The organism is Novosphingopyxis baekryungensis DSM 16222, assembly GCF_000420305.1.
GTDB lineage: Bacteria > Pseudomonadota > Alphaproteobacteria > Sphingomonadales > Sphingomonadaceae > Novosphingopyxis > Novosphingopyxis baekryungensis.
In genome coordinates this window covers 144,494-157,058 of sequence record NZ_ATUR01000003.1, presented here as the reverse complement: position 1 = coordinate 157,058, position 12,565 = coordinate 144,494, and the positions used below count along the sequence as shown (strand labels likewise).

7 protein-coding genes are annotated in these 12,565 nt (G+C 60.2%); 2 read left to right on the top strand and 5 right to left on the bottom strand.

Going from position 1 to position 12,565, the window contains the following annotated elements; all coding sequences use genetic code 11:
- Positions 1-206: 206 nt before the first annotated feature.
- Both G410_RS0104500 and G410_RS0104495 read right to left on the bottom strand, forming a co-directional pair.
- Positions 207-2,990, bottom strand: coding sequence for a TonB-dependent receptor domain-containing protein (locus tag G410_RS0104500; RefSeq protein ID WP_022672459.1), 2,784 nt, complete (start codon positions 2,988-2,990; stop codon positions 207-209).
- An 86-nt stretch (positions 2,991-3,076) separates the two neighbouring features.
- Positions 3,077-4,633 carry a hypothetical protein gene (locus G410_RS0104495; RefSeq protein ID WP_022672458.1) on the bottom strand — a complete coding sequence of 519 codons (1,557 nt, stop codon included), beginning with the start codon at positions 4,631-4,633 and terminating at the stop codon, positions 3,077-3,079.
- A 365-nt stretch (positions 4,634-4,998) separates the two neighbouring features.
- Here G410_RS0104495 and G410_RS15600 point away from each other — a divergent pair, with 365 nt between their 5' ends.
- A complete protein-coding gene (locus G410_RS15600; RefSeq protein WP_022672457.1) occupies positions 4,999-5,922 on the top strand; it encodes a crotonase/enoyl-CoA hydratase family protein in 924 nt (307 codons plus the stop codon).
- Positions 5,923-5,955: 33 nt separating this feature from the next.
- Here the strand turns inward: G410_RS15600 and G410_RS0104485 are convergent, their stop codons facing one another.
- The gene (locus tag G410_RS0104485; protein WP_084488957.1) at positions 5,956-8,430 is read right to left on the bottom strand and encodes a hybrid sensor histidine kinase/response regulator; all 2,475 of its coding nucleotides are present in this window, start codon (positions 8,428-8,430) and stop codon (positions 5,956-5,958) included.
- On the bottom strand, positions 8,430-10,580 hold the full coding sequence (locus tag G410_RS15595; RefSeq protein ID WP_022672455.1) for an EAL domain-containing response regulator: 2,151 nt from the start codon (positions 10,578-10,580) through the stop codon (positions 8,430-8,432). Before G410_RS15595 ends, G410_RS0104485 begins: the two co-directional genes overlap by 1 nt.
- Before the next feature lie 126 nt (positions 10,581-10,706).
- Here G410_RS15595 and G410_RS15590 point away from each other — a divergent pair, with 126 nt between their 5' ends.
- Positions 10,707-11,996 carry a cation:proton antiporter gene (locus G410_RS15590; protein ID WP_022672454.1) on the top strand — a complete coding sequence of 430 codons (1,290 nt, stop codon included), beginning with the start codon at positions 10,707-10,709 and terminating at the stop codon, positions 11,994-11,996.
- 10 nt (positions 11,997-12,006) lie between these two features.
- On the opposite strand, the gene G410_RS0104470 is transcribed toward G410_RS15590, so the two are convergent.
- Complete coding sequence (locus tag G410_RS0104470; RefSeq protein WP_022672453.1) at positions 12,007-12,552, bottom strand: group I truncated hemoglobin; 546 nt, start codon at positions 12,550-12,552, stop codon at positions 12,007-12,009.
- Positions 12,553-12,565 lie beyond the last annotated feature (13 nt).

Genomic DNA, 12,565 nt, shown 5'->3' with positions numbered 1-12,565 from the left:
CCCAAGCGAGCCGCATAGGTTTACGGCAGGAGGCGCATGCCCCCGGTCCTTAGAGGACCTTGCTATGCGGCGGATGTTACAGTCAAGCGACAAGCGCAAGGCGGGTCTGTGTCATCAGGACGGTTGCCCGAAGCCTGGTCCGCCAAATGCAAAACGCCTTCCCGTTATGGGGAAGGCGTTTTTTCACGGTCATCGGTTAGGGTGTGTCAGAAACGCGCGGCGACGCTTAGCGCCAGCGTGGTGCCACGGTCATATTGCTGGCGGATAATCTCGATCCCGTTGTCCCCGGACGCGGGCTGATATTCGCGAAAGCGTGTGCCGGTGATGTTGCGGGCCTCGAACTTCATCTCGAAGGGCTGGCCGGAGATGGTCAGCTCCTCCCGCGCCACGATGTCCAGCTGCAGGCCGGGCTGCTCGATCACATCGGGCTGCCGATTGCCGCCGGCGATGGAGCGGGTGGTCACCCGGTCGCTGGCATAGCGCAGCAACATGGTGATCTGCTGCAGCCGATCCGTATCCTCGAAACCGATCTGCAGGTTCGCGATATGCTTCGACTGGCCGGTGAGCGCGGTGCCATCGAAGAACACTTCGGATGCCGGGCGCAGGCCGCGGGTATCGAACAATATGGTCTGGTCGCCGTCCTTCACCTGCAGATTGGAGAGGGTGTAGGTATAATTGGCACTGGTGAAAATGCGCTTGGTCTCGAAGAAGGACCCCAGATCGAAGAGATCGAAATATTTCACGATTTCCACTTCGCCGCCATAAAGCTCCGCCTTGGGGGCATTGGCAAAGGTGGTGCGCAAGCCCGTCTGGCCGGCCGGCAGATCGGATACCGGCTCGATCGGATTGTCGATCCGCTTGTAGAAACCGGCCAGGCTGAACCGCTGATCCCGGTCGAAATACCATTCGTAGCGCGCCTCGGCATTGAACAGTTCGCTGTCGACCAGAAAGGGGTTGCCGCTGAAGATACGGCCGGTGTCCGGATCGATGAACTGCGGACGGGCCAGCTCGCGGAACTGCGGGCGGGCAATCGTCTTGGACGCGTTGGCGCGCAGCTGCATATCCTCGGCGAAATTCCAGGTCACCGTGGCGGCGGGCAGGAAATAGTCATTTTTCAGCGGCGCCGTCTGGTCCAGATTGCCTTCGTTGAAAATGTCGAGCGCGGTTACCTGCTGTCTGGCCGTTTCGTAACGGACGCCGCCTTCCATGGTGACGAAAGGCAGGATCTCCGCCTCGGCGCGAACATAGCCTGCATGCACCTCAAGATCGGCCTCATAAGCTTGCGACCCGGCGGTGGTGAGCGCTTCGGTGAAGACGATGCCGTCGCCGGGAACGAGCGGGGTATAGAAACCGCGGATGTTCAGGTCCGACAGTAGAAAGTCCGGGCGCTGCTGCGGAACCGGCTGGGGCAGCGATGAGCCGAGCGGCAGGAAAGCAAAATCCCGGCGAGTGGCATCGCGGTTCTGGCTGTTATAGGCGTAGCCGGCGGACAGGACGAAATCGCGCGCCGTGGGCAGGGCATAAGCCACATCGACCGCGCCGCTCCAGACGTCCTCGTTCAGGTCCGAAAAAGCGATGCTGGCGCCCGATCCATTCTCCTGCAGATTGTTCTGATAGTCGCCAATCCGGTCATTATAGACATAGTTGAATTCGCGCTGATACGGGGCCTCGCGCTGCGAATTGGCATAGTTTCCGCGCAGATTCACGTCGAACGCGCCGAAGCGGAACTCGCCGCTGAGCACGGTGTCGATAAGCTGGCGTTCGATCCACATCGTCTGCTGACGCAGAATGCCGGCCCGGTTCGTGGGATCGATACCGCCGGCGATATCCAGATTGTCGACGGCGTAGAGCCCGCCTTGTTTCAGGGTGTCGCGAATATAGACATTGGTCCAGCGGATCTTGTGCTCGTCCAGATCGAGACCCATGCCATACAGGCCGCTGACGACGATGTTGTGATCGGTGCGGACAAGCCGGCCATCCTCGACAAGAACGGAGCTGGACGGGCTGCTGAAACCATCCTGCTGGATCGAATCGCGCGTGTTGAAACTGTTCGAATAGCTGGCATTGGCGATGATCCCGAGATCGGCCGCGCCGATCGGCACGGTATAGCCACCGCTCAGACTGGCGCTCCAGATCGGCGGGATATCGAAATTGCGCTGCAACAGCGATGTTTCTGCGTTGACCAGGCTGGTGCCGATATCCTGCAGATCTTCATTGGTGAAGGTGGAGCCGCTCTGGATTCGCGAACCGCTGTTGAGCGCGGACTTCAGGATATCGGGAATGTCGCGCGTGCCATCGTCAAAACCGGTCCAGTCGGACGCGCTGCCATAATAGGTATAGCCAAGCTTGCCGGTGGTTTCCGTGTTGATGCCGATGCCCAGACCGGCGGTCAGGAAATTCTCTTTCGGCAGGGCTGCGGAGGTCAGGTTGATGACGCCGCCGCCAAATTCTCCGGGATAGTTGACCGAATAGCTTTTCTGCACCGTTGCGCTGGCCAGAACGCTCGTCGGGAACAGGTCCAGCGGAACGACGCGCTTGAGCGGCTCGGGAGAGGGCAGGGGTGTGCCGTTGAGCAGGGCCTGTGAATAGCGATCGCCCAGACCGCGGACATAGACGAAGCCGCCATTGTCGACCGACAGGCCGGTTACGCGCTCCAGCGAGCTGGCGATATCGCCGTCGCCCTGACGGGCGATATCTTCGGCGGACAGCACGGAAATCACGGACGCAGTGCTGCGCGTCTCGTTGGGGATGAAACGGCCCTGGACGACAATCTCGTCCCCCAGGCCGCCTGCGCCGGGTGCACTGATGTCGGGGCTGCCTTCGTCATCCCGGTCCACGGACTGATCGATGGTGCCGTCTTGATCCCCGGTCTCGTCATCGGTCTGGGTCGGCTCGGCAACATCTTCACCGACGGGCGGCAGGATTTGCGGCGACGTCTGCGCGAATGCGGCGGCACTGCCAAGCGCGGTGGAGACCAAAAGCCCTGTCATGATCGCTGTTCTGACCATCGATTTGTCCTGTATTTTGCATGGAAAGAGGGCGGCGGACCAAATGGCCCGCCACCCCCGAAAGCGCCTTAGCGGTCGCTGAGCGGTGAATTCGCGCAGGTAAAGGGCGAATTGAACCCGACATAGGAAGCATTGCAGCTCCAGCTGCGATACCATGTATCGTTCGCGTCCTTGACGGCGCCGATATAATCGACCTGCTGCAGGAACGGGCTGAACGACTGGATGTTCGCCACGGCAGTGACACCATTCTCATTGGCACCGTTGATGAAAACGGACTGAAGAGAGGTGGTGAAATCGGCGTTGTTGTTGGTGCCGGCCGCGGTGCTGAACGAGTCCGCTTCAAAGGTATCGCTATCGCCGTTGAAGGCACCGCCGTCGCAATCGAACACCACCGAGCGGAAACGTGGCGGGCCATTCTCGTCCGGTCCCGTTGCCTGCACGGTTTGCGCACTATCGATATCGAGACAGGTATTGGGGCCTTTGACCACGCCGTTCAGCAGCGTGATATCCGGGCCACCGCGCGCCGTGATAGCGGAAGAGGTTTCACGGCCCTGCTGGATGAAGGTGAAGTTGGCCAGCGTGGTGTCCTGACGCGGCGTGGCATCTTCCGCGCCGTCTTCGGAGTCGATTTCCCACATCCGGTCGCCGAAGCCAGGATTCTGCACCCCGATCACGAACTGCGTCGTGCCGGTGAAGCCAAGGTCGGTATCATAGCTGTCATCGTCGGCGCCGGTCAGGATAAGGTGACGCAGATTGGCGGTGCCGCCAAAGATCTCGATGCCGTCATCGCCGGAATTGTGCGACTGAATATAGTCCAGGATGGTCCCGGATCCGACGCCGGCCAGGGTGAGGCCCTGCAGTTCGTTGTTTGGGCTGGCCGCGCGGCCGGTATAGCGGATCTGGATATACTGAATGGTGCCGCTGTTATCGGTCGACTGGTTGCCGCCGTAATAGTCGTTTGGTCCAGCTCCTTCGGCAAGCTGCTGACAGCTGGCGCTGCCGCCTGTAGCACCGGTGCCGAGGCAATTGGAAATCGGTCCGCGGCCGAGCAGCAGGATGCCGCCCCACTGGCCGTAATCCCTGTCGGTCGCCGTGCCTTCGACATTGGCCTGCGACGTGAAGATGATCGGCTTGGTGGCTTCACCGACAGCATTCATCCGTGAACCGCGGTTGACGACGATGAAGCTGGTCTGGCTTTGTGCGAACAGCGTGACGCCAGCTTCGATATTCAACGTGGCCGCTGCGCCGCCGCTGACAGCACCGTCACCGCCGACATCGCGGCCCACTTCCACGCGGCCGCTGAAGGCGTAGACCACGCCGGCCAGGTTCTGGACATTATAGGTGCCGCTGATCTGGTTCGGCAGCTGACAGCCACGCGCCTGATCATTGGGGCCGACCAGGCCGATGCTGGTGGTGCCAGAGGGGCAGGAGGCTGCCGGACCGGTGGTTGGCGAGGTCGGCGTTGGCGTTGGCGTAGGGGCCGGTGGTGGCGGCGGCGCCGAGGGCGGCGTGATGATTACCACATTGCCTTCACCAGGGGATGCGACATCGTCGGCTCCGCAACCGGTCAGTACGGCAGCCGCAGCCGTTACATACAAGATTGCCCGTAATTTTGAGTTGGTCATCGATTTGGTCTCCGCAACGAAACGTTAGCGCCCTGAGAGGGCCGTTCGAGAGACGATGCGTAGACGAATCCTGTCTGCCCCCATCGCCGTCGGCAGACCCCTAGGGATGGTCGATGACGGCCAGATGCTATTCGCGAGTAGGTTTGAAGACGCGGCTGTGACAGTGGCGTGAAATGAAAGGCCAAGTGGTTGAAAGAAAAGGCTCCGGCCATTTTCTTGCGTCATAGAAATGGAATCTGTTGCGCGTGCGTCACATTTTGAAAGGTAATTGTTATTGTTGCCTTGCAATACTCGAAATTCTGCTATGATGCCGGTGCTGGCAGGGGTGGCCGGTTATGTTTAGCCGACCGTAGGGGGTACGCCGAATGGTTCTGCATGCGCACATAGCCAATGATCACACGCCGAGCGGCATTGCCGAGATGGACTCGGACATTTTCTCGCGTGACTTCAAAGAGATTTCGCTGCGTCACGATGTCGAGGACGGTATTTTCTGGTGTCACATGAACCAGAAGGGCCGGCCCAGCTACACCTATGCGCTGGGGGCGGAGATCCAGCAGGTGCACGATTGGGTGGAGCGCCGGTCGGCCTTCGTAGACCAGGGGCCGTCGGACGATCTGCGCTATTTCGTCAGCGCGTCCAAAACACCGGGCGTTTTCAACCTTGGCGGCGATCTTCGGCATTTTGCGGAAAAGATCATGACGCGTGATCTGCCGGCGATGCGGGCCTATGCGGAGACCTGCGTGCGCATGCAATATGCCCATGCGACGGGTTTCGGCGCGCCGGTCATCACCATGGCGCTGGTGCAGGGAGACGCCCTGGGCGGCGGATTCGAACATGCCCTGGCGTTCGACGTGCTGGTGGCCGAGCGCAGCGCCAGATTTGGTCTTCCCGAAATCGTGTTCAACCTGTTTCCCGGCATGGGCGCCTACAGCTTTCTGCTGCGCCGTGTCGGCAGGAAGGTGACCGAGGAGCTGATCCTTGGCGGCAAGATCATGAGCGCAGAAGATCTTCACGAGATGGGGATCGTCGACATTCTGGTGGACGACGGAGCCGGCGAGGCGGCCATCATCGATTATACCCGCAAGCACCGTGCACGCTTTCATGCGGAACGTGCCGTCTATGCGGCGCGCAAGGCGGCGAATCCGGTCAGCCTGGACGAGTTGCTCGATATTACGAATATCTGGGCGGAAACAGCCATGCAACTGAGCGATTCCGATGTGCGCAAGATGCAGCGGCTCGCTAATGCGCAGGAGCACCGGATGGCGCGGCAACGCCCACGCGCGCTGTAAGACGCCGCGTGACTGGCCTGCAACCGCAGGCAGTCAGGCGGCTGCGCTCGTTCCGGCGGTTAGTTGCGCGAGTTCCTGTTCCACCATCGTGGCCAGCTCGGTGGTCCTGCCGACCAGCTTGGACCCTTCGCTGCGAAAATCCGGGGCGGAAATCACCTCCATCTGGTGACATAGCGCGCTCAACGTGCTGGCCCCCATGTTCGCGGCCGAACTCTTGATGGCGTGCGCGGCAAAACGAAACTTTTCCAGATCGCCGCGCGACACGGCCAATTGGAGATCGTGCAGAAGCTTGTGCACGTCTTCCGCGTAGCTTTCCGCAAGAGACGCCAGAAATTCGAGGCCGCCCATATCGAGCAGATCGTCTACCTGCGCGCGATCGAGGGCCACAAGTTGGACCAGCGCATCGCCGTTGAGCGAAACCACCTTGCCGAGCGGATCTGCCGAAATGGGGGCGGGGCAGGACTCGTCATTCGGGCAATACTGCTCGATGACTTCGAGAAGCTGGTCCCGCCGGATCGGTTTGGTCAGACGGGCGTCCATTCCGGCGTCTAGACACAGCTTTTCAGTTTCTTCGGTAGCGTCGGCGGTGAGCCCGAGGATCGGGACATGCGCTCTGGGGCCCTCGATCTGGCGCCACATCGCACAGACTTCGATGCCGGACATTTTGGGCATGTTGACGTCCAGAAAGACAAGATCCGCCGTATGCCGTTCCAATGCGGCCAGAGCGTCTTCCCCGTCCACGGCAAGGTCAACGCGGTGGCCCGCTGTTTCCAAAATGGTCTTCACCACCTCGCGGTTCGTGCGATTGTCATCCGCAACGAGCACCCGGCGCGGATGGGCGGCAAGCTGGGCGACATGCCTTGACGGTTCGGTGGATTCTTCCGGCAGTGCAGTGCGAAAGGATGTGCCGATCCGGGCGGCGCTGCGCAGCGTGGAAAAATCCGCCTGATCGGGAATGATCGATGCAAAAGCGGCGCGCAGGCGGATGTCATCCAGTTCGAGCGCCGATGTGGAGCGTTGCAGGACGACAGGAATTTTTGCCTGTTCGAACGAGGGCCAGAGGTCGCTGTCGGCCTGCACGGTTTCCAGAATCGATTCGTCGATGACGACAATATCGTACCGGGGCAGGTCGATGTCCGGAAGGAGATTGACCAGTTGCTCTGCATTGCTGCAGGCGATCCATTCGATCGCCACCCCGGCGGCGTCCGTTGCAATAGCGGAGCGATTTTCCGGGCTCAGCAGCAGGATGCTTTGTTCGGTTTGCTGCGATATTTGCTGATCGGCCAGATGGACGGGGCCACGATAGATAAAGCGGCTGCCGACACCAAGATCGCTCTCCACCTCCAATGTGCCGCCCATCTGCGTTGCCATTTGCTGGCAGATGGACAGGCCGAGACCGGTGCCACCAAAGCGGCCTGCCACCGTGGCATCGGCCTGCGTAAACGGTTCGAAAATCCGTTGCCGTGCATCGTCGGCAATGCCGATGCCGCTATCGCTGATCGCGAACCATAGCTGATGACCCATGGCACCGCTTTCCAGGCCGCATTCGATCACCACGCGGCCCTCATCGGTGAATTTCACCGCGTTGCTGGCGAGGTTGACCATCATGTTGCGCAGCATGTCGGCAGGGCCGTTGAGCAACCGGTCGCTTCCCGGCGCTGCATGACAGTGCACGCTCACGCCCTTGTCCGCCGCCTGTAACAGCACGATTTCACGCGTTTTTACGACCAGGTCGGGCAAGGTAAAATCGATCTGCTCGGCCGTTGCCTGTGTTTTCTCGCTGCGGGAGGCATAAAGCAGCTGATCGATCAGATAGAGCAGATGTTCGGCGGCGTGGTGGCTGCTGGCGACCATGCCATGAATGCGCGGCGTGAGATCCTCTTCCGCCAATTGGCTGCCATAACCGATGATGGCGTTCAGCGGTGTACGCAGTTCATGGCTCACGCTGGCTAGAAAATGTGTCTTGGCGCGGTTGGCCGCTTCGGCCTGATTGGTCGCTTTCCACAGGCCTGATATCAGCTTGGAACAATAGGCCGGCAAAATCAGAAGGCCGAAAAGCAGCGATGCGGCCAGAATCGGCATCGCCTGCCAATAAGGCGCAGATGCAAGGACAACGGCAAAGGAAAGGAAATTGGCGATCGATGCGATACACAGCCAGCGGGTGCCGTAGCGAAATCCATTGCCGAGGATCGACCAGATCAGAATGGGGTAGACAAAGGCCATCCCCTCCGGATCGTGCAACTGAATGGCGCTGGCCATCACCGCATCGAGGACAATGGCCATAAACCAGCGTATCCGGGGATTCACCGCCGTGAGACGCCCCAGCATCAGCAGGGTGTTGATACCAAGATAGATGCCGAATGCGGCGATGATATAAGTCGATAATTGCAGATAGATGCAGATGAGAGTGGTCACCACGCCAATGACGGCGCGGTTCAGCAATATCTGACGCTCTCCGGCCAGGCGTCTGTCGGATGATGGGATCTTCTCGCTAGAAAATAACCGCATCACGGCTGTGTTCCCCAGATCTTGCGTTCGTCGCTGTGCGTCAGCAGATGCGCGAGCTTCGCGCTCGGCATCGGCCGGCCCGTCAACCAGCCTTGCACTTCATCACATCCGGCGGCCTGCAGTAGATCGAATTGCGCCTGTGTCTCCACGCCCTCAGCCACCACCTTCATTTTAAGGGCGTGGGCGAGATGCGAGATGGTGCTGATGATGGCACGGTCGACCGAGCTTTCCGTGATGCGGCAGACAAAGGCCCGATCGATCTTGAGCCTGGTGGCGGGCAGATCGCGCAGATATTGCAGCGAACTATATCCGGTTCCAAAATCGTCGATGGAGATGTTGATGCCCAGGCTGCGCAGCTGTGCCAGCGCCTCCAGGATTTCCGCATTGCGCTCAAGAAATACCTCTTCGGTAATCTCGATGCACAGAAGGTCCGGTTCGATATCATATTTTTCGAGCCGGGTGACGATCTCCTTGACCACGTCCTGCGTCTGGAATTGCCGAGGGGACACATTGACCGATATGCGCGGGCTTCGAATGCCCTGATCGCGCAGCGAAACGATCTGCTTGCACGCCGCCTCGATCACCCATTTGCCGATGGCATCCATCATGCCGCTGTCATTGGCAACGGTGAGGAAGTCCTTGGGCAGCAGCCGCCCGCGGGTCGGATGGTTCCAGCGGATCAGCGCCTCGACACCCACATAATCTTCGGTCTCCAAAGAGACGACGGGCTGATATTCCAGTTCGAACTGGTCCAGCACGATGGCCTCACGCAATTCCATTTCGGTCTGCGCGTTGAACTGTGCGATGCGGTTCAATTCCGGTGAGAAGAAGCAAAACCCGTTACGGCCGCGGCTCTTGGCATCATACATCGCCAGATCCGCCAGCCGCAGCAATTCGTCGGCATCGTCCCCGTCGCCGGGAAGCAGTGCGATGCCGATGCTGGCACCGACGACCTGCTCTACGCCGTTGATCTGATATGGCCGGTTGATTTCGCGAAGCAGGGCGGCGCAGCGGCTGTTGATCTCGTCGACATTTTTCAGATTCCGCAGGACGAGGGCAAATTCATCGCCGCCGATTCGCGCGGCAATCTCATCGGGTTGCAGAAAAGCGTCCAGCCGCCCTGCCACTTCGCGCAGCAGAATGTCACCGGTCTGATGGCCGCGGGTGTCGTTGATGATCTTGAACCGGTCCAGATCGAGCAGCAGCAGGGCCGCGCTTTCGGAACCTTGCGCCGATTCCCCGAGCGCTTGCTCCAGATGTTCGCCGAGAAGGGCCCGGTTGGGCAGGCCGGTCAGAATATCGTGCAGCGCCAGATGGGTGCGATGCTCTTCGGCAAATTTGCGGGCCGTGATATCCACCGCCGTGGTCAGGATGCCGATGGCTTCACCCTCTCGATTCTTGAGCGGGTTCTTGTTGCAGTGAAAAATGAAGTCCAGCCCATCCTTGCTGATGCGCTCTTCATAATGCGGGAGCGGTTCGCCCGTTTTCAGGACTATGCTGTCCCGCCGGCGCTCGCGTTCTGCAAGCTTTGTGGTCGTCATCGAATAGACGTCGCGGCCGACCAACTCATTTGGCAGCCTGTCGTACATCGCGGCCTGATAGGCATTCAGGAACAGGCATTTGCCATCCTTGTCGATCGCATTGATCATGATCGGGATGGTATCGATGATCTGCTCCAGCATCGACTTGGCCGATTCCGTGCTGCGATCGCCAATCTCGCGCGGTGCCGATCGGCCCATGCTGTCGGCGCGCGCCGCCAGTTCTTTCTTCCGCTTGCGCTGCTCCAGCAGATGCAGCGAGCGCTCCTTGAACTCGGCTTGCGAGACGGGGCTCTGCAGAAAATCGGTGGCACCGGCATCCAGCGCCGCGATGCGACATTCGCGATCCTGATGGGCGGTGATGACGATGGCGGGCACTTCGCCGCCTGCCGGCATGGCGCGGACGCGGCGAATGAATTCGGCGCCCGTCATTTCCGGCATGCGATAGTCCACGATCAGCAGGTCAGCCTGCTCCTGATCAAGAAACTCGAGCGCACGCACGGGATTCTCGAAGCAGTTAACTTGATAGCCATCGCCCATCAGTTTGACGAACTGTGCATAAATGCGCAGATTCGTCGGACGATCATCGATTATGACAACGCGTGCCTTCATGACATGAGGCGTTAGGTCCAGTTGCTCTACATTTAGTTAACCAAATCCGGTGGCCGGCTGCCCGGCTGCAAATTTCTTTGGTTGCCGGGTGGCCTTTCGGCCTGATTGCCCGCAAGGATCCACGCCATGCATGAAACGACCACGCTTTCGGCCTTTGATGCCGCCTCCATCATCATCGTGGTCGCGGCCTTTCTTTCCTATATCAACCACCGATTCGTGAAGCTTCCCCATGTCATCGGGCTGACCGTGATGGGCTCCATCGTATCCGTGCTGTTGATCGTTCTGGACTGGGCGGTTCCGGGGCTGACCATTTCGGATCAGGTGGAAAGCTTCATCAACGAAATCGATTTTTCGCAGACCCTGATGGAGGGCATGCTCAGCTTCCTTCTGTTTGCCGGCGCGCTGCATGTCGATCTGGACGAGCTGAAGAAAGGCTGGCTGGCGGTGCTGCTGCTGTCCACGCTGGGCGTGTTGCTGTCCACCGTCATCGTTGGCGGCGCTTTTTTCATTCTCACCAGCTTCATCGGTTTGCCGACGGCTTTCATCTGGTGCCTCGTCTTCGGTGCCTTGATCAGCCCTACGGACCCGGTTTCCGTGCTGGGTATTCTGCGCCGTTTCGCCGTGCCGCCATCGCTGCAAGCCACGGTGGCCGGGGAGAGCCTGTTCAACGATGGTGTGGGCGTCGTGGTGTTCACCATTCTGTTGAGCGCGGCCATTACCGGTGCGGATTTTTCCTTCATGGAAGGGCTGACCTTGTTTGCAGAAGAGGCGGGCGGGGGCATCCTGGTGGGTCTGGTCACCGGTTATGTGGCCTATCGGGCGATGCGCAGTGTGGACGAATATGCACTGGAGGTGCTGATCAGTCTGGCGGTCGTCATGGGCGGGTATTCCTTTTGCTCATCCTTCCATCTGGCCGGCCCGGTGGCGATGGCGGTTGCGGGGCTGCTGATCGGCAATCAGGGCGTGACCTATGCGATGAGCGACGTGACGCGCGATTATGTGCTGAAATTCTGGGAGCTGATCGACGAGATGCTGAACAGCGTCCTGTTCCTGCTCATCGGGCTGGAAATCATCGTGATCGCCATCAGTCCGCAGCTGGCGATACTGGGCGTGCTCGCCATCCCCCTCGTGCTCATCGGACGGGCGCTCGCCGTCGGCGGGCCGATGATTTTGCTCCGGCCCCTGGGGCTGGTGGGCGAGGGCGGTTACAGAATTCTGGTCTGGGGCGGCTTGCGCGGTGGTATCTCGATCGCGCTGGCGCTCTCGCTACCAGCCGGGCAAACGCGCGATACCTTGCTGGCCGCCACCTTTTTCGTCGTGCTCTTTTCGGTGCTGGTGCAGGGCTCCACCATAGGAAAGATCGTCAAGAAGCTGGGCGATACAGCCGGTACGGACAGCACGCCGACCGGGCATTGAGGGCCGGGGTTCAGGGCTGCACGACGTCGTTCTTCATCGGTGCCAGCTTGGCCAACAGGCGGTTTTGACTGCTGAAGGGAATGCGCTTCTCGCGCATGGCCTGCTGCAGATTTTCCACCAGCGCGTTCAGATCGTCCATCTGAAGCCCCATGTCGCGATGCGCCGATTGCATGTCCCGCCCGCTATAATCGCAGCCGGCATTGAGCAGATAGCAGACCTGTTCGAACAGAGTGCGGCGCAACCGGACCATGTCATGCCCCTTGAAGGTTGCCGAGATGCGCGGGTCTTCCAGGCTGATGGCCACCAGCCGGTCCGTCACATCGCGGATGCCAGCCTGACCACCGAATTGATCGGCAAGACGGTTGCCGCCAACCGGGGTCGCACCGGCATTGGCGTTGCTTTGTCGATAGGGGGCGACGGGAAATTCGCCGGTCGCCGGATCGCGCTGCTCTTCTTCGATCCCCAGCTGCCGCGCCCAGTCGACCGGCGGCACGGCCTCGTCGCCCGGCAGTGCCACCGCTTGCGTGGTCAGCAGCAAGGACAAAAAGAACGACATGCTTTTCTCCGGT